Genomic DNA, 17268 nt, shown 5'->3' with positions numbered 1-17268 from the left:
GCTTGCGGCGGCCATCATGGCGTCTGCCGGAAAGCGTGATGTGCATCACCTCTACAGCGCTGTCCGTGCTGGCCTGGCGCGATCCTTGCAGGTGGGTTTGCCAGTGGCCGCCGGCGGTTAAAGCTCAGGCGCCGGCGGCCGCTATCAAGACTGGAAGGCCGCCGCCGGCGGCGCCCGATCAGGGCCCTGTACTGCCGTCTGGCCGCACAGGGCTTTCGGGCAGGACACCATCGAGAATCAAGGAAGGGCTCCATGTTCAGGAATCTGACGATCAAACTCAAGCTGATGCTGCTGGTCGGCATGCTTTTGACGATGCTGTTGCTCGGGGCCGCCATCGGTCTGGGCAGCATGAGCTGGATTGACGGCCAGCTCGAAGTGGTTTACAGGGAAAACACCGTTCCGACCCAGCAACTCAGCCAGATGCGCACGCGGCTGGTTGAAAATCGCATGCGCATTTCCGAGGCACTGCTCACGCCGGACGCCGGGTTCGTACGCGATCAGGTGGCCGCCATTCGTCAGAACATGGAGCGGATCGACGCGGCCTGGGATCGCTTCATGGAGCGGGATCTGACCGCGGAAGAGACGCAAACTGCAGACGCCTTCGCTGCCAGTCGGGAGGCCCTGGCCGAGGGCCTGGGTGACGTTCTGGCGGTGCTCGACGATGATGACGCGGCGACCGCAGAGATGATGTTCCTGATGCAGCTCAGGCCGCTGTTCGAGCCGGCGCTGCAGGAGCTCGAGGCAATGGTCGATCTGCAGATCGACATGGCCGAGAGCGTGGTCGAGGACGTGCAGGCGCGTTACGGGTGGATTCGCAACCTGGTCATCGCCGCGATTGTCATCGCCTTCATCCTGGCGTTGCTGCAGGCCTTCTGGCTGATTCGGCGAATTACCCATCAGCTGCAGACGGCGATCGATACCGCTGACCGCCTGGCCGACGGTGATCTGGTTCACTCCATTGAAACCGAAAGCAACGATGAGATCGGACAGCTGCTCCGGGCGATGCAGCGAATGGCCGGCAAGCTGTCGCAGATCGTCACCGAGGTCAACGGCGCTTCCGGGTCTCTGGCTTCGGCCTCCGAGGAGGTTTCCGCCACCGCTCAGAGCCTGAGCCAGGGCTCGAGCGAACAGGCCTCGAATGTGGAACAGACCACCTCGTCGGTCGAACAGATGTCGGCTTCGATCGAGCAGAACAACGAAAATGCCCGCATAACCAATGAAATGTCTTCCAAGGCCGCGGCCGAGGCAGCCGAAGGCGGTGAGGCCGTTGGTAAAACCGTCGAGGCAATGAAGGAGATCGCCGAGAAGATCTCCATCATCGACGAGATTGCCTACCAGACCAACCTGTTGGCGCTCAACGCCGCCATCGAGGCGGCGCGCGCCGGTGAACACGGCAAGGGTTTTGCCGTGGTCGCCGCCGAGGTGCGCAAGCTGGCCGAGCGCAGTCAGGTGGCGGCACAGGAAATCGGCGAGGTCGCGCAGGGTTCGGTGGGTCTGGCCGAGCAGGCAGGTCAGCTGCTCGAGGCCATGGTGCCCTCGATTCAGAAAACCGCCGAGCTGGTGCAGGAAATCTCGGCGGCGAGTTCCGAGCAGGCCGCCGGGGCATCGCAGATCACCGATGCCATGGAACAGCTCAACGCCACGACGCAGCAATCGGCGTCGTCATCCGAGGAGCTGGCTTCGACGTCGGAGGAGATGAGCAGCCAGGCCCAGCAACTCCAGCAGCTGATGGCCTATTTCAGCGTCAACGGGGCCCGAACCGCAGAGCTCCAGCACCAGGACCTGCCGCCGGCGGCGTCGAGCCGGGGCGGGCCTGCGGCGATGGAGTCCGCGCGCGCGAGCGATCAGCAGGCTTTCGACCCGGCCGTCGCGATGGCGGCAGCCCCGGATGACGAAGCCGAGTTCGTGCGCTTTTGAACCGACCTGTGGTGAGCGATATGTCTGCAAGTTCCGCACTGGTTGCAACCGGACAGGGCGGTCAGGGGGCTCAGGAGCAGAATCAGTACCTGACGTTTCGCCTGGGCGATGAGATGTATGCCTTCGGCATTCTCAACGTGCGCGAGATTCTGGAGTACAAACGGCCAACGCGCGTTCCGATGATGCCTGATTTCATCGAGGGCGTGATCGGGCTGCGCGGCGAAGTCGTTCCGGTCGTCAACCTGGCCTGCCGATTCGGTTTGCCGGCGACCGGGGTCACGCGGCTGAGCTGCGTTGTCGTGATCGAGATCCGCTCCGACACTTTGTGCCAGGACATTGGTGTGCTGGTCGACAGCGTCTCCGAGGTGGTTGATATCTCGCCGCAGAGCGTGCGGCCGGCGCCGGAATTCGGCAAGCGGATCGGCGCCGATTTCGTGCGCGGCATGGGCAAGGTCAATGACGAGTTCGTGATTCTGCTGGCCGAAGATCGCGTGCTGTCGATGGATGAGCTCAGTCAGGTCAGCAGGGCACGGGAGATCGGTGAGGAAATGCGCGCCGGTGATGCTGTGCCCGGGCGCTGATGGACATCAATGGTTGTCAACCGACAGACATGCGGATGGGACAGTGAGAGCGCAAGGGTCGACAGGGCTGGCCGTCCCCGCGGGGTTCGGCGCGCCGCCCATCAGCGAAGCGGAGTTCGATCTGTTTCGCAAGCTGATGCGCGAGGCGGCCGGCATTCATCTTTCGCCGGGCAAGCAAGCGCTGGTGGTCGGACGCCTGAGCCGGCGGCTGCGCGAGCTCGGTCACCGGAGTTTCAGCGAGTATTTCGACTGGCTCAGCCGCCCTTCGGCCGACCCGGCGGCGCGCGCCGAGCGCCAGCTGGCCATTGACCTGCTGACCACCAACGAAACCTATTTCTTTCGTGAACCCCGGCATTTCGATCTCATCCGGGATCGGATCATTCCTTCCTGGCGCGGCCAGCGGGTGCGTTTGTGGAGTGCGGCGTGTTCCAGCGGCGAAGAGGCCTATACCCTGGGCATGCTGCTGGCTGTTCACGGCAGCTGCGAGTGGGAAATCCACGGTACCGATATCAGCACGCGCGTCATCGAGTCGGCGCGGCGTGGCATTTACCCGATGGCGCGCGCTGAGCGCATACCCGGGCGTTATCTCAAGGCCTGCTGCCTCAAGGGCGTGGGCTCACAGGCCGGTAATTTCCTGATCGATTCCGAAATCCGCCGCCGGACCCGGTTTGCGGTCGGCAATCTGCTCGATGACCAGTCTGCGCCGGGAACGTTCGACCTGATCATGCTGCGCAACGTGTTGATCTATTTCGATCCGGAGGTCAAACGGCAGGTGGCGCGCAACGTCGTGCGCCAGCTGCGTCCGGGCGGCTGGCTGATGGTCGGCCACGCCGAAAGCCTCAGCGGCCTGGTGTCGGGGCTCGAGACGGTCATGCCCTCGGTCTATCGTCGCGCGGGTCCGCCATGAGGCCGCCGCTGCAGGAGGATGCTGCCGAGCAGGTCACGCTCAAGCCCGGCGAGCTGCACTTCACGCGCGAGCCGGCCATCATTCGCACGCTGCTGGGATCGTGCATTGCCATCACGCTCTGGCATCCGCGTCGCCGGATCGGCGGCATGTGCCACTACCTGCTGACCGAACGCAGTCAATACGAGCGCGCCCGCCGCCATCCCGCGGGCTATTACGCGACCGATGCGGTGAGCTATTTTCTCAGCCAGGCGAAAGCCAACGGCTGCCGCCCCGGGGAATTCGAAGCCAAGCTGTTTGGTGGCGGCAACATGTTCGATGGCATTCAGGAGCGGCTGGGCTCGATCAACGTCGCCCGGGTCAATGCCGCCGAAGGGCGACGGCTGCTTGAGCACAGTGGTTTTGCCATCAAGGCGGCCGATGTTGGCGGCTCGCGCTATCGCAAGGTTCATTTCGATCTGTCCAGCGGTTTTGTCTGGGTACAGTACGGCGGCCGCAGGGCCGCATCACTCACTTTGGGGGACAACCGAAAATGACTCTCCACAACGGTGACCGGCCGGCTGCCGGCGGCCCCATCAAGGCCATGGTGGTGGACGACTCCGCGCTGGTGCGCAGGCTCGTGAGCGATGTGCTATCGGCTGATGACGGCATCGAAGTGATTGCCACGGCGCACGACCCGATTTTCGCGTTGCGCAAGATGCAAAAGGAATGGCCGGACGTGATCGTGCTCGATATCGAGATGCCACGCATGGACGGGCTGACATTTCTGCGCAAGCTCATGAAGGCCAGGCCCACGCCGGTGGTGATCTGCTCAACCTTGACGGTACAGGGGGCGGAAACCACGATGCAGGCGCTCAGTGCCGGTGCGGTCAGCATCATTGCCAAGCCCGCCAGTGGTTTGAGTGAGTTCTTCGACGGCGGCGCCAACGATGTCGTCGCCGCAGTCAAGGCCGCGGCCCAGGCGCGCCTGAAGAACCTCGGGCGAGGCCTGCCGGAGAAGACGGACTCGTCGTCCGCGCTGTCCGACCCGGGCCGACCGGCAGCGCTCAGCCAGACCACCCAACAGGTGGTGGCGATCGGCACCTCCACCGGTGGCACCCAGGCGCTGGAGCGCGTGCTGACCGCATTGCCGGCCGTCACGCCGGGAATCGTGATCGTGCAGCACATGCCCGAGAAGTTCACCGCGATGTTCGCCCAGCGGCTCGATTCGATCTGCCGCATCGAGGTTCGCGAGGCGCGACACGATGACCGCGTGGTCGCCGGCCGCGCACTGATTGCGCCGGGAGGACGACACATGGAGCTCGTCCGGCGCGGCGCGCACTATCATGTTCGACTCAATGACAGCGAGCCGGTCAACCGTCATCGCCCGTCGGTGGACGTGCTGTTCAACTCGGTGGCCCGCTACGCCGGGCGCAATGCCGCCGGCTTCATTCTCACCGGCATGGGCGACGATGGCGCCCGCGGCCTGCTGGCGATGGCAAAGGTCGGTGCGCACACGGTGGCTCAGGACGAGGAAAGTTGTATCGTCTTCGGCATGCCGCGCGCGGCCATTGAAATGGGCGCGGCCTCGCGCGTGCTTGCGCTCGATCAGATGGCGGCCGAAATCATGCGCAAAGTGGCCGTGGCTCACTCCTGAAGCCGCCGGGCCGTTAGAATGGCCGCTTCGATTTGCATTTGGAGTATCGGAGTCGATGGAACTGACCGCAATCAAGACCCTGCTGGACGACCTGGAGTGCCGTATCGAGGCGCTGAGGGGGTATCTTTGACTACGATGGCCAGAGAGAAAAGCTGGAAGAGGTTACCCGCGAGCTCGAGCAGCCTTCCGTATGGGATGATCCCGACCATGCCCAGAAGCTGAACAAGGAGTTCTCGGATCTTGACCGCTCGGTGAGCGCGCAGCGCAGCGTCATCGAAGGGATCAGCGACGCCGCAGAGCTGCTGGAGTTGGCGCTCGAAGAGAATGATCAGGACACGCTCGAGAGCGTGGCCGAAGATCTGCAGACCATGGAAAGGCAGGTCGCCGAGCTGGAGTTTCGCCGCATGTTCTCCGGCGAAATGGATGACCGACCCTGCTTTATCGATATTCAGGCCGGCTCCGGGGGCACCGAGGCGCAGGATTGGGCGGGAATACTGCTGCGCATGTATCTCAAGTGGGCCGAGCACCGCGGCTGGAAAACCGAGCTGATCGAGGTCTCCGGCGGCGATGTGGCGGGCATCAAGAGCGCGACCGTGCGCGTGGAAGGCGACTATGCTTTTGGCTGGTGCCGGACCGAAACCGGCGTGCACCGGCTGGTACGCAAATCGCCCTTCGACTCGGGTCATCGGCGCCATACCTCGTTTGCCAGTGTGTTCGTCTCGCCCGAGATCGACGACTCCATCGAAGTCGATATCGATCCGTCGGATCTGCGGGTGGATGTCTACCGCGCCTCCGGTGCCGGCGGCCAGCACGTCAACCGGACCGAGTCGGCGGTGCGCATTACCCACGAGCCCAGCGGGATTGTCGTCCAGTGTCAGAACGATCGTTCGCAGCACAAGAACCGCGACCAGGCCATGAAGCAGCTGCGCGCCAAGATCTACGAAATGGAGCTGCAGAAACAGCGCGATCAGGCACAGGCAACGGAAGAAGAAAAGTCCGACATCGGCTGGGGCAGCCAGATCCGCAACTACGTGCTGGATCAGTCCCGCATCAAGGACCTGCGCACCAGCATCGAGCGCTCCGACACCCAGAAAGTGCTCGACGGCGACCTCGATGAATTCGCTGCCGCGTCACTGCAGGCGGGGCTGGAATGAAATCCTGTGCCGCAGATCAACACAGATAAAGAAATGCAATAGCGAAAGGGAAGAAAGGAAGAGCACGGTTGATTGGTCGCAATCGAGCCCCTGAAAGCTTGACTCGGTGTAGCGGGATCCACGGAATGGATGTCCTTCCAATCTGAGTGTATCTGTGTTCATCTGTGGACAATTTATTTTTGAGCGAGTACAGATGATTGACAAGGAACAAGAAAGCACGCCGGAAATGGACGAGAACCGGCTGATTGCCGAGCGACGCGAGAAGCTCCATGCGTTGCGCGAAACTGGCGAGGCATATCCCAATGATTTTCGCGCCAATGCCGACGCGGCCTCGCTGCTTGAGCGCTTTGCCGATGAGGCGCAGTGGGATCAGGCCGCGCTCGAAAAAAACGACGAGCGCTTCAGCCTGGCCGGGCGCATCGTCTCGCGTCGGATCATGGGCAAGGCCAGCTTTACCCATATCCAGGATGCCTCGGGTGCGCGCATTCAGCTGTACCTGCGCCGTGACGATCTGCCCGAAGGCGTGTATCAGGCGTTCAAGCAGTGGGATATTGGCGATATCGTTGGTGTGAGCGGGCGCATGATGCGCACGAAAACCGGCGAGCTTTCCATTCACGCCGATCAGCTCCGGCTGCTGACCAAATCACTCAGGCCGCTGCCGGAGAAGTGGCACGGCCTGACCGATCAGGAAATGCGCTACCGCCAGCGTTATGTCGACCTCATCGTCAATCCCGAGGTGCGCGAGACTTTCGTGCGCCGAACCCTGATCATTCGCGCCATTCGCCATTTTTTTGACGACCACGGTTTCCTCGAGGTCGAAACGCCGATGATGCATCACATCCCCGGCGGTGCCACCGCGCGGCCGTTCGTCACTCACCACAACGCGCTCGATATCGACCTGTACCTGCGCGTCGCCCCGGAGCTGCACCTCAAGCGTCTGCTCGTGGGCGGGCTGGAAAAGGTCTACGAAATCAACCGCAACTTCCGTAACGAAGGCGTTTCAACCCGGCACAATCCCGAGTTCACCATGCTCGAGTTCTACTGGGCGCACGCCGATTACAACGACATGATCCGGCTGACTCAGGAGTTGTTCAACGAGCTTGTGGCGGCGCTGCCGGGTGCGGTCGACGGCCAGATTGAATACCAGGGCCAAAAGATCGACTTCAGCGGAGACTTCGAGCGCATCACGGTCGCCGATGCCGTGATCGAACACTATGACGAGATTTCGGCGGCCGATGTCAAGAACGCCGGCGCACTGCGCGCCGTGTGCCGTAAACACGGCCTGCACGTCGAAGACGGCTGGGGCTGGGGGCGCCTGCTGATGGAGCTGTTCGAGCACCGTGTCGAGCACACGCTGATTCAGCCGACCTTCGTGACCCAGTACCCGATCGAGGTGTCGCCGCTGTCGCGGCGCAACGACGCCGACCCCGATTTTGCCGATCGCTTCGAGCTGGTCATTGCCGGGCGCGAGATTGCCAACGGGTTTTCGGAACTCAATGATCCCGAAGACCAGGCCGAGCGCTTTCACGCCCAGGTTGCCGCGCGTGACGCCGGCGATGCCGAGGCGATGCACTTTGATCACGACTACATCCGGGCGCTGGAATACGGCATGCCGCCGGCGGCCGGCGAGGGCATCGGCATCGACCGCCTGGTGATGCTGCTGACCGACTCGCCCTCGATCCGTGACGTGCTGCTGTTTCCCTACCTGCGGCCGGAAGCCTGAGCCGGCCCTGGCGGGCCAAACGCGGCAGTGGAATGACCGTCAGCTGGCACTGGCCGGCTCATGCGCGCGCGGCGGTTGCCGCCGGCGCTGTACTGGTGGCCTTGGCCCGGTTGGGCTGCTGCCAGCGCTGGCGCCACTGACGAGCGCCTTCAGGGAAGCGCTGCTGGACGATTCGCCGCAGCTCCTGCGCCCGGCCGGGCTGGTCGAGGCTGTCTTCCAGAATCCTTGCGGCCTGCATCCAGGCATCGACGATGTGGCGGAACTTCTGATCGTCGGGCGGCAGGCTGATCAGCAGCCGGAAGGCCGTCTGGTGCTCGCCGCGTTCGTCCAGTTCCAGCGCCAGGCGATAGCGTGTTTCGCTGGCCCGCGGCATCCACTGGTTGAGGCGGTGGTGGTTGCGCTGCCACAGGTCGGTTGCCGCCGCTGTCTGCCGGGTGCGCACCAGACGCCGCATGCGGCGCTCGAGGTGGTTGAGAAACTCGGCCGGCCCGGCAGTTTTGGCCACGAGCTGATCGAACATGTCGTTGAGCTCGGGTTCGTCGGGATAGCGGGTCAGCGCCGCTCCCAGCGCCTGTCGTGCATCCCGGGTGCGCTTTTCCAGAAGCAGAATGCGCGCATCGGCGATCATCAGCGCCGGCTCATGGGTCTCGGGTTCGGGTCGGCGCGGCCGGTCGATGGGGGCAACGCCAGCAGCATAATCGAGCACCCGGCGGTGCGTGCGGGCGAGCATGCCCGTCCGGCTGCCCAGCGCCAGGGCCAGCAGCGCGCCTGCAAAGGCCGCCAAGCCGTCCAGCACTCTGGCGCCACTGCCGTCGAGCAGTCCGGCCAGCACAACCAGAACGAGCGCTGCCCCGGCGCTGGCCAGCGCCAACAAAGCACAGGGTGCGGCCACGCGTTCGAGCATGGGCCACAGCCGCGCCGGCTTGAGCGCTGCGGCCGGCGTGTCGCTGACCACTGCAGCCAGCACCGCGGCCGGCAGAAACGCCGCCATGCCCAGCCAGGCGAACACGGCCAGTGGCGGGTAGGGCGTGAGAACTGCCAGGCACAACAGCAGTGCGCAGGGCAGCCCCGCCGGCAGCAGCCGGCTTCCGGATTCAATCGCTTCGAGGTGGAAAACGTCCGCCAGGCTCGGGCGTTCGAGCCGACCCTCACCGGCCCGCCGGGCCAGGACGAGCATGCCGTGGAATACCGCTGCTGCCGCAGGCAGGCTCAACAGCAGCCCGACAAGTGTGCCGGAGCTCAGCGCAGCGACGGCGGCAGCACCCATTGCCAGCAGCAGCGACGGCAGCGCCAGCGCCTGGCTCAGCGCAACAACAAAGGAGGGCTGCTCGTCTTGCTGAAGGCGCCCCTGCATGATCCGCTCGCACAGCGGGCAGTGAACATCATGGGGCAGTTGATCCGCGTAGGGTCTGCAGTCGCTGCACAGCGGCAGTTGGCAGGCGCTGCAGTACCAGCGAACTTCATGTTGCGGATGAAACCGGCACGACAGACCTGTTGGGTGCTTCATAGAGTGTCACTCCACTATCACCCCCTTTGAGTTTGCGAATCGGGTTTGCCGCAAGCCTACCAGCAAGTGGGCGCAAGGGAAAGCGCGGGTCGATGGACCAATGACATCAAGGCGGTACAATTCAGGCATGCGCTGTACGATCTGCCTGACAATGATCCTGATGAGCATCACCGGCCGCGCCGAAGAGCGCCTCGAGCTGGTCGAGTCACTCGACCTCGAGCGCTACCAGGGCCTGTGGTATGAAATTGCGCGCCTGCCCAATCGGTTCCAGTCCCGCTGTGTCCGCGATGTCAGCGCGCACTATCAGCTGACGTCGGGTGGCGAGGTGGCGGTGACCAATCGCTGCCGCAGCGAAGACGGGCAGTGGATCGAGGCCCAGGGCAGAGCACGCCCTGACCGCTCGGACGGGCGCCAAGCGGCGCTCGAGGTGCGGTTTGCGCCGCGCTGGCTTGCCTGGCTTCCTTTCGTCTGGGGTGAGTATCGCGTCATCGCGCTCGACGAAGACTATCGCCATGCCCTGGTAGGCAGCGACAATCGTGCCTATCTGTGGATCCTCGCGCGGGAACCAGAATTGTCCGCAGCGGTGTTCGAGCACCTGGTGGAGCAGGCGAGCCGGCAGGGTTTCGATATCGACCAGCTGGAGCGAACCCGCCACGGTGAGCCCTTGCAATGATCGAAGTGCTCGTCGTCGGCGCCGGCTGGAGCGGCCTGGTGGCAGCGGCGCGCCTGGCGGCCCGCGGGCGTTCCGTGGTGGTGGTGGAGGAATCCCGGGGAGCCGGCGGGCGCTGCGCCACCCGTCGCGAGCAGGGTTTTGTCTTCGATCACGGCGCCCAGTACCTGACCGTGCGCAGCGAAGCCTTCGAACGCCAGGTGCAGGCCTGGGCGCATTCGGGCCTGCTTGAGGCATGGCAGCCGCGGCTGACGGTTTTTGGACAACAGCCTGCCGGCGCGTCCGAAACGCCACGCCGGCGCTGGGTGGGCGTTGGCGGCATGAATGCCGTGCCTCACCAGCTTGCCCGAGGGCTGGATTGTCGCTGGCAGTGGCGTGCGCAGACGCTGACTTTTGACCGTGATGGCTGGGAAGTGCGCTCGAGCCAGGGCGAGACCCTGCGGGCCCGATCGCTGTTATTGACGGCCCCGGCGCCGCAGTGTGCCGACCTGCTCGGAGCGGAGCACCCCCTGAGTGCAACGCTGCGTAGCGTTGACATGCTGCCGTGCTGGGCCCTGATGCTGGGCTTCGAGCAACCGGTTGACTGTGATTTCGACGCCGCCTTTGTCAATCGCGGACCGCTGACCTGGCTGGCCCGGCGGCCGGCGGCCATCGATGGTGGTCGCGGGGAGGCCTGGATTGCCCACGCTGCGCCGGACTGGTCGCTTGCCCATCAGGGACAGACGGCCTCGGGCGTGGCTGCGGCGCTGCATTCGGCGGCGGCACAGCTGGTGCCGGCGCTTGGTCGTCAGCCGCGGCTTTGCAGCGCACATCTCTGGCGCCATGCGCGCGCTCGCCAGGCGCCGGGTGGCACGATCCTGCGCGACGACGCTACCAGCCTGGTGGTGGCCGGTGACTGGTGCGCCGGCGAGCGTGTCGAAGGCGCGTGGATCAGCGGCGTGGCCGCGGCGCGTCATCTGGGCAAGTACTGAAGTCGTCCGCCTCAAGCCGCCTTGATTGGAGCCGCTAAAGAAGCCGGGCCGCGACAGACCTTGCGGCCACACTTCCGGCGCGGTTCATCCGTGGACCGCCCCGGCCCCACGGATACGGCAGGAGCAGCTGTGCACCGATTCGATCAACTTGCGGTATCGACCCGCATTGCGCTGGCATTCGGCCTGGTGGTGGTGATATATGTCGCCAACGCCGGCCTCAGCATCATGCATCTCGGGCAGGTGCGTGACAGTACCGAAACCGTCTACTCGGACTGGCTGGTGAGCATCACCACGCTGCTGCAGGCCGATCGCGATGCCTACCAGGCCCGGCTGGCGCTTGCCGAACTGCTGGACGAATCGTCGATGACGGCGGCGGGCATGCGCCGGCAGCTCGACTTTGTCGACGAGAACATCACTCAGCTGGGTGAGCGCTTCGGTCGCTTTCGCGGCATTTACCGGGAAGCCACCGGCGACACCGATCACGCACAGTTTGCGCTCTTCGCGAGCCAGTACGAACAGCTCATGAGTTCGGCCCAACGCCTCGCAGCTGCTTTCAGGAGCGGTGACCTTGCCGCGGCGCGCGGCCTCTACCAGCGTCGGTTCGTGCCGGCCTTTGACGCGGCCCGGAAGGCCATCGATGTGTTGACCGAAGACGCCGAGCGGCAGGCCGGAGCCCGATTTGACGTCAGCATCGAGCAGGCGACGAAGATTCGCAATGAATCGATCGTCTTCTTTGGCCTGATTGTGCTGCTGATGCTGGTCAGCGGCGTCATTCTGCGCCGCAGCATCATGCGCCAGCTTGGCGGTGAGCCGGCCCATGCAGTCGAGGTGGCCCGACGTGTTGCCTCCGGCGATCTCGGCGTGACGGTGGACGTGCGCCGCGGTGACAGTACCAGCCTGCTGGCCCACGTCAGGCAGATGGTCGACAAGCTATCGGGGGTGGTTGCGGAGGTCGGCTCGGCAAGTGAAAGTCTGGCTTCGGCTGCTGAAGAGGTATCGGCCACGGCGCAGAGCATGAACGAAGGTGCGAGCGAGCAGGCCGCAAGCGCGGAGCAGACCACCGCCTCGATCGAGCAGATGTCGGCATCGATCGCGCACAACAACGAAAGCGCCCGGGTCACGCGCGATATTTCCGCACGGGCCGCCGACCAGGCCCTGCAGGGCGGCAAGGCGGTCGGCGAGACGGTGGCGGCAATGCAGGCCATCGCCGACCGGATTTCTGTCATTGACGAGATTGCGCACCAGACCAATCTGCTGGCGCTCAATGCCGCCATAGAAGCCGCCCGCGCCGGAGAGCAGGGCAAGGGGTTTGCGGTGGTTGCTGCCGAGGTGCGCAAGCTTGCCGAGCGCAGTCACCAGGCGGCGCAGGAGGTGGGCGAAACCGCACGCGGCAGCGTCGACCTGGCCCGGCGGGCTGGCGAGCAGCTTGAAGCCATGGTGCCCTCGATACAGAAAACCGCGGAGCTGATCGAGGCAATCTCGGCGGCGTCGTCGCAGCAGGCCGCGGGCGCCGGCGAGATCGGCGGCGCGATGGCGCAGCTCAATGGTGTTACCCGGCAATCGGCGTCTTCTTCCGAACAGCTGGCCGCAACCTCTGAACAGATGAGTGCCCAGGCCGAGCAGCTGCAGCAGCTGATCTCTTTCTTTCGCCTTCGCGAGCGGGCCGTGGTCGCGTCGGCGCAAGCGGCACCAACAGCGGGCGGAGGCGTGGTTGGCGGCCGGGCCCGGCAAGCCCGGTCCGGGGCGCGGTTGGCACCGCTGTGATTAAGCCCCGCCGAGCTCGGTGGCGGCCTCACGCGGATACAGCTCGACCACGCCGCGTTCATTTCTGGCGATGGTCATCATCTGCAGCCCTGCGCCCAGGCAGACTGCGGTGCCGGTGGCGTGCCAGTCTCCGAGCACGATCCGTTGACAGTGGCGCTGCTCGCTGCTGCGTGTGGCGCTGTCATGGCCGCTCTGAGGGACGGCGGATTCACCCGGGCGCTCGCCCGCGCCCTGTTCGCCGTCATCGAGGGTCAGATCGTGGATGGCGCAGCGGTGGGTATGGCCGTGGATCATGCGGCGCACGCCGTGTTTGCGAAAGGCGGCGACGACGGCGTCGTGGTTGACGTCCATGATGCCGGCCTCCGTGCTGCCGGTATGGCGACGGCTGGCCCAGCGGGCCAGGCGCGCCATCAGCCGCCGCAACCAGATCGGTTTGGAGAGCATGCGTTGCTGCCATTCCGGGGTGCGGGACTTGCGGCGAAAGCGCTGGTAGGACACGTCGTCGGTGCACAGCGTGTCACCGTGGAGCAGCAGAACATCCCTGCCGCGGTGGCGGAGCAGCTGGGGCTCTTCCAGGCGCGTCATGCCGGCCTGGCGACAGAAGCGGTCGCCGACCAGGAAGTCGCGATTGCCGCAGATGAAATAAATCGGAATGCCGGCCCGGCTCAGTTTCAGCAGCCCGGCGGCCACCTCGCGGCCGAGTTTCCCGGGCGCATCATCGCCGATCCAGACCTCGAACAGATCGCCAAGGATGAACAGCTGCCCGGCCGCGCGGGCCGGGCCGTCGAGAAAGTCCAGGAACAGCCGCGTTGTTTCCGGGCGTTCCTGCTGCAGGTGCAGGTCAGCGATCAGCCAGGTGGTTTCGCTGTCACTCGGTGATTTCGACACTTTCAATAACAACCGTTTCAACCGGCACGTCCTGGTGCATGCCATGGCTGCCGGTTTCAAGGGCGCGAATCCGGTCGACGACGTCCATGCCGTCCGTGACCCGGCCGAACACCGCATAACCCCAGGTCTGTCCCGAGCTCTTGTTGCGGTGGTCGAGGAAGTGGTTGTCGGCCACGTTGATGAAGAACTGACTGGTCGCCGAGTGCGGATCATTGGTGCGCGCCATCGCCAGCGTGCCGCGGGTGTTCTGCAGCCCGTTATCGGCTTCGTTTTCGATTGACGCGCGCGTGGGCTTCTGCCTGAAATCAGCGTCGAAGCCGCCGCCCTGAACCATGAAGTTGTCGATCACGCGATGGAAGATGGTGCCATCGTAGTGTCCGTCCCGGGCATACTGCAGAAAGTTGGCCGTTGACAGGGGGGCTTTGTCTTCAAACAGTTCGACGGTGATGTCGCCGAGGTTGGTGTGCACAATCACGCTGGGGTTCTCCGTTGTATTCGGGGTCGGGTCGTCGCCGGGTTGTTCGGCATCCTGCGCTGCCAGCGGCAGCGCAAGAAAAATCAGCAGGGCAAACAGGGTTCGCATGGCGAAGGTTCAATCCGTGGGTTGCACAAGCGCCCAATGATACGAGTTCAAGATGGAAATGTCAGCGGCCGAAAGCGCCGGGGGCGATCAGGCGCTCCATGGACTCAGCGGGTTACGGCTCGAACCAGCGCGCTGACAGGCCCCGCTGTGGTAAGATTTGATGCTTGTTGCGCACAGTTTGCCCGCCGCTTGCCGGGCGATTGTCGCGGCTCTGAAAGTCAGTAGTTTCAGTCATTTGAAAAACAAACCTAAAGCATTGACGGGGTAACCGCAGATGGCGGAAATGGCACGTGAAGTGCTCCAGGTAAATCTGGAAGATGAAATGCGCCAGTCCTACCTTGATTACGCCATGAGCGTGATCGTGGGTCGGGCGCTACCGGATGTGCGCGACGGCCTCAAGCCGGTGCATCGGCGCGTGCTCTTTGCGATGCACGAGCTGGGTAACGACTTCAACAAGCCCTACAAGAAATCGGCCCGCGTGGTCGGTGACGTCATCGGTAAATATCACCCGCACGGCGATAGCGCCGTGTACGACACCATCGTGCGGATGGCCCAGCCCTTTTCCATGCGCTACATGCTGGTCGATGGCCAGGGCAACTTCGGCTCCATTGACGGCGACTCGCCGGCGGCGATGCGCTACACGGAAGTGCGCATGTCGCGAATTGCGCACCAGCTGCTGGCCGACATCGGCAAGGAAACGGTCAATTTCATTCCCAACTACGACGAGTCGGAAAACGAGCCGACCGTCCTGCCGACGCGAGTACCGAATCTGCTGATCAACGGCAGCTCGGGCATTGCGGTGGGCATGGCCACCAACATTCCGCCGCACAACCTAGGCGAGGTGGTCAGTGCACTGCTGGCGATGATCAGGAACCCCGATATCGACGTCGACGAGATCATGGAACACCTGCCGGGGCCGGATTTTCCCACGGCGGCCATCATCAACGGCGCGGCCGGCATTGAAGAGGCTTATCGCACCGGTCGCGGGCGCATCCACTTGCGCGCAAACACCGAGATCGAGACCGATGACGATACCGGCAGGGTTCGTATCGTGGTCAACGAGCTGCCGTATATGGTCAACAAGGCCCGGCTGCTGGAGAAGATCGCCGAGCTGGTCAAGGAAAAGCGACTGGAGGGGATCTCCGGGCTGCGTGATGAGTCCGACAAGGACGGCATGCGCATGGTCATCGAGCTCAAGCGTGGTGAAGTGGCCGAGGTGGTGCTCAATAATCTGTTCCAGCTGACCCAGCTGCAGACGGTGTTCGGCATCAACATGGTGGCCCTGGTCGACGGCCAGCCAAAGCTGCTCGATATTCAGCAGATGCTGTCGGCTTTCCTGGCGCACCGGCGTGAGGTGGTGACCCGGCGCAGCCTCTACGAGCTGAGAAAATCACGCGAGCGCGCGCACATTCTCGAGGGCCTGACGATTGCCATCGCCAACCTCGATGAAGTCATCGCCCTGATCAAGAATTCCAATACGCCGGCCGACGCCCGCGAGGCACTGCAGCGCCAGCGCTGGGAGGCTGGTCTGGTCGAGGCCCTGCTGGGCCGGGCAGGAGCCGAGCTGTCGCGACCGGAGGGCCTGTTGCCTGAATACGGGTTGAGCGAGGGTGGCTATCAGCTCTCGCCGCAGCAGGCGCAGGCGATTCTGGATTTGCGTCTGCAAAAGCTCACCGGACTGGAACAGGACAAGCTTTCGGAGGAATACGAGGAGATTCTGGACACCATCCGCGAACTGATGCGGATTCTCTCCGAGCCGGATGCGCTCATGCAGGTGATCGAGGATGAGTTGATTGCGGTTCGCGATCAGTTTAACGATGTTCGTCGCTCGGAAATTCTGCGTGACCACCTGGATCTGACCATGGAAGATCTGATCACGCCCGAAGATGTGGTGGTGACGCTCTCGCATGCCGGTTACGCCAAGTATCAGCCGCTGGATCGCTATCGCTCCCAGCGGCGCGGCGGGCGCGGCCGGTCGGCGGCCCGGACCAAGGACGAGGATTTTGTCGAGAGATTCTGGGTAACCAACACCCATGACACGCTGCTGGTATTCACCTCGGCGGGCAAGGTCTACAAGACCAGGGTTTATCAGCTGCCGCAGGCCGGTCACAACAGCCGCGGCCGGCCGATGGTCAATCTGCTGCCGCTCGAAGACGGCGAGCGTATCAATGCGGTGTTGCCCACGCGCGAGTTTCCTGACGACTGGTTCGTGTTCTTTGCAACTCGCAGCGGCCGCGTCAAGAAGACGCCGCTGTCGGATTTCGCCAATATCCGCTCCAACGGCATCTGGGCGGTGCTGCTGGAAGAGGGCGATGAGCTGGTGGATGTGGCGCTGACCGACGGCGACCGCGACATCCTTCTTTTCTCCTCCTCCGGCAAGGCGGTACGCTTTGATGAAACCGACGCCCGCCCGATGGGCCGGCAGACCCGCGGCGTGATCGGCATTCGTCTGCAGAATGCTCAGGAAGAGGAGGTCGTCTCGATGCTGGTTGCCGATGAGGAGCGCGACGACGTGCTGCTGGCCACCGCCAACGGCTACGGCAAGCGCACACCGCTGGAAGAGTTCCCGGTGCACAGGCGCGGCGGCCAGGGGGTGATCGGCATTCAGACCGAGGATCGCAACGGGTCGCTGGTTGCCGCGCTGGCGGTGTCCGACGATGATGACGTCATGCTGACTTCCAATGCCGGCACTCTGGTGCGGATTTCAGCTGCGGAAATCTCGAGCATGAGCCGCAACACCCAGGGCGTGACCCTGATTCGGCTGGACGACGAAGAGCAGCTGATCGGCATGGCGCGGGTCGCCGCGTCCGAAGAGGAAGATGAAGCGGGCGAAGCGGCTCAGGACGAAGACGACTGATTCAGTCGGCAACAGCGGGGTGGCGTTGGGCTGAACCGCTCTTGCCCTGGCTCGGGAAGGTTCACTTCAGTTCGACGCGGTGGCGAGGCCTTCAGTGAACCTTCCCGAGCCAG

Annotated in this window: 14 protein-coding genes; 11 read left to right on the top strand and 3 right to left on the bottom strand. The window is 64.1% G+C overall.

The features are described from left to right. Window positions 1-252 precede the first annotated feature (252 nt). The 7 genes from ACEWQZ_RS11935 to lysS all read left to right on the top strand — a co-directional run bounded on the left by ACEWQZ_RS11935 (window position 253) and on the right by lysS (window position 7915). Window positions 253-1917, top strand: coding sequence for a methyl-accepting chemotaxis protein (locus tag ACEWQZ_RS11935; RefSeq protein WP_476483317.1), 1665 nt, complete (start codon window positions 253-255; stop codon window positions 1915-1917). A gap of 20 nt (window positions 1918-1937) precedes the next feature. Next, entirely contained in the window at window positions 1938-2498 is a 561-nt protein-coding gene (locus tag ACEWQZ_RS11930; RefSeq protein WP_476483316.1) for a chemotaxis protein CheW, read from the top strand. 43 nt (window positions 2499-2541) lie between these two features. Further along, entirely contained in the window at window positions 2542-3405 is an 864-nt protein-coding gene (locus ACEWQZ_RS11925) for a CheR family methyltransferase (RefSeq protein WP_476483315.1), read from the top strand. Beyond that, the gene (locus ACEWQZ_RS11920) at window positions 3402-3938 is read left to right on the top strand and encodes a chemotaxis protein CheD (protein ID WP_476483314.1); all 537 of its coding nucleotides are present in this window, start codon (window positions 3402-3404) and stop codon (window positions 3936-3938) included. The genes ACEWQZ_RS11925 and ACEWQZ_RS11920 overlap by 4 nt, the downstream gene beginning before the upstream one ends. Next, window positions 3935-5038, top strand: a complete 1104-nt coding sequence (locus tag ACEWQZ_RS11915; RefSeq protein ID WP_476483313.1) for a protein-glutamate methylesterase/protein-glutamine glutaminase — start codon at window positions 3935-3937, stop codon at window positions 5036-5038. Before ACEWQZ_RS11920 ends, ACEWQZ_RS11915 begins: the two co-directional genes overlap by 4 nt. Before the next feature lie 55 nt (window positions 5039-5093). Beyond that, window positions 5094-6192 (top strand): peptide chain release factor 2 gene (gene prfB, locus ACEWQZ_RS11910; RefSeq protein WP_476483312.1). Its coding sequence is split into 2 segments (ribosomal slippage): window positions 5094-5165 and window positions 5167-6192, totalling 1098 coding nucleotides; the frame shifts between segments, so codons are not numbered across the junction. A 193-nt stretch (window positions 6193-6385) separates the two neighbouring features. Continuing rightward, window positions 6386-7915: a lysine--tRNA ligase gene (lysS, locus tag ACEWQZ_RS11905; RefSeq protein WP_476483311.1), complete on the top strand. Its 1530-nt coding sequence runs from the start codon at window positions 6386-6388 to the stop codon at window positions 7913-7915. Between the two features lie 58 nt (window positions 7916-7973). Here the strand turns inward: lysS and ACEWQZ_RS11900 are convergent, their stop codons facing one another. Beyond that, window positions 7974-9422, bottom strand: a complete 1449-nt coding sequence (locus ACEWQZ_RS11900; RefSeq protein WP_476483310.1) for a B-box zinc finger protein — start codon at window positions 9420-9422, stop codon at window positions 7974-7976. A gap of 151 nt (window positions 9423-9573) precedes the next feature. On the opposite strand from ACEWQZ_RS11900, the gene ACEWQZ_RS11895 reads away from it, so the two are divergent. The 3 genes from ACEWQZ_RS11895 (at window position 9574) to ACEWQZ_RS11885 (ending at window position 12827) form a co-directional block, all read left to right on the top strand. Continuing rightward, window positions 9574-10095, top strand: coding sequence for a lipocalin family protein (locus ACEWQZ_RS11895; RefSeq protein ID WP_476483309.1), 522 nt, complete (start codon window positions 9574-9576; stop codon window positions 10093-10095). Then, window positions 10092-11063, top strand: a complete 972-nt coding sequence (locus tag ACEWQZ_RS11890; protein WP_476483308.1) for an NAD(P)/FAD-dependent oxidoreductase — start codon at window positions 10092-10094, stop codon at window positions 11061-11063. Before ACEWQZ_RS11895 ends, ACEWQZ_RS11890 begins: the two co-directional genes overlap by 4 nt. Window positions 11064-11192: 129 nt before the next feature. Then, window positions 11193-12827, top strand: coding sequence for a methyl-accepting chemotaxis protein (locus ACEWQZ_RS11885; protein ID WP_476483307.1), 1635 nt, complete (start codon window positions 11193-11195; stop codon window positions 12825-12827). On the opposite strand, the gene ACEWQZ_RS11880 is transcribed toward ACEWQZ_RS11885, so the two are convergent. Continuing rightward, on the bottom strand, window positions 12828-13715 hold the full coding sequence (locus tag ACEWQZ_RS11880) for a UDP-2,3-diacylglucosamine diphosphatase (protein WP_476483306.1): 888 nt from the start codon (window positions 13713-13715) through the stop codon (window positions 12828-12830). It abuts the gene before it with no gap. After that, window positions 13696-14298, bottom strand: coding sequence for a peptidylprolyl isomerase (locus ACEWQZ_RS11875; RefSeq protein ID WP_476483305.1), 603 nt, complete (start codon window positions 14296-14298; stop codon window positions 13696-13698). The genes ACEWQZ_RS11880 and ACEWQZ_RS11875 overlap by 20 nt, the downstream gene beginning before the upstream one ends. A 274-nt stretch (window positions 14299-14572) precedes the next feature. Here ACEWQZ_RS11875 and gyrA point away from each other — a divergent pair, with 274 nt between their 5' ends. Beyond that, on the top strand, window positions 14573-17155 hold the full coding sequence (gene gyrA, locus ACEWQZ_RS11870) for a DNA gyrase subunit A (protein ID WP_476483304.1): 2583 nt from the start codon (window positions 14573-14575) through the stop codon (window positions 17153-17155). Window positions 17156-17268 lie beyond the last annotated feature (113 nt).

Source organism: Wenzhouxiangella sp. YN1 (assembly GCF_056324145.1).
This window is presented reverse-complemented; position numbering and strand designations above follow the sequence as displayed.

What these genes read in the sequence shown, in the direction of transcription:
- ACEWQZ_RS11915 (WP_476483313.1), top strand. Translation starts at nt 3,935, where the DNA reads ATGACTCTCCACAACGGTGACCGGCCGGCTGCCGGCGGCCCCATCAAG.
- ACEWQZ_RS11895 (WP_476483309.1), top strand. Translation starts at nt 9,574, where the DNA reads ATGATCCTGATGAGCATCACCGGCCGCGCCGAAGAGCGCCTCGAGCTG.
- lysS (WP_476483311.1), top strand. Translation starts at nt 6,386, where the DNA reads ATGATTGACAAGGAACAAGAAAGCACGCCGGAAATGGACGAGAACCGG.
- ACEWQZ_RS11930 (WP_476483316.1), top strand. Translation starts at nt 1,938, where the DNA reads ATGTCTGCAAGTTCCGCACTGGTTGCAACCGGACAGGGCGGTCAGGGG.
- ACEWQZ_RS11890 (WP_476483308.1), top strand. Translation starts at nt 10,092, where the DNA reads ATGATCGAAGTGCTCGTCGTCGGCGCCGGCTGGAGCGGCCTGGTGGCA.
- ACEWQZ_RS11900 (WP_476483310.1), bottom strand. Translation starts at nt 9,422, where the DNA reads ATGAAGCACCCAACAGGTCTGTCGTGCCGGTTTCATCCGCAACATGAA.
- ACEWQZ_RS11935 (WP_476483317.1), top strand. Translation starts at nt 253, where the DNA reads ATGTTCAGGAATCTGACGATCAAACTCAAGCTGATGCTGCTGGTCGGC.
- gyrA (WP_476483304.1), top strand. Translation starts at nt 14,573, where the DNA reads ATGGCGGAAATGGCACGTGAAGTGCTCCAGGTAAATCTGGAAGATGAA.
- ACEWQZ_RS11875 (WP_476483305.1), bottom strand. Translation starts at nt 14,298, where the DNA reads ATGCGAACCCTGTTTGCCCTGCTGATTTTTCTTGCGCTGCCGCTGGCA.
- ACEWQZ_RS11920 (WP_476483314.1), top strand. Translation starts at nt 3,402, where the DNA reads ATGAGGCCGCCGCTGCAGGAGGATGCTGCCGAGCAGGTCACGCTCAAG.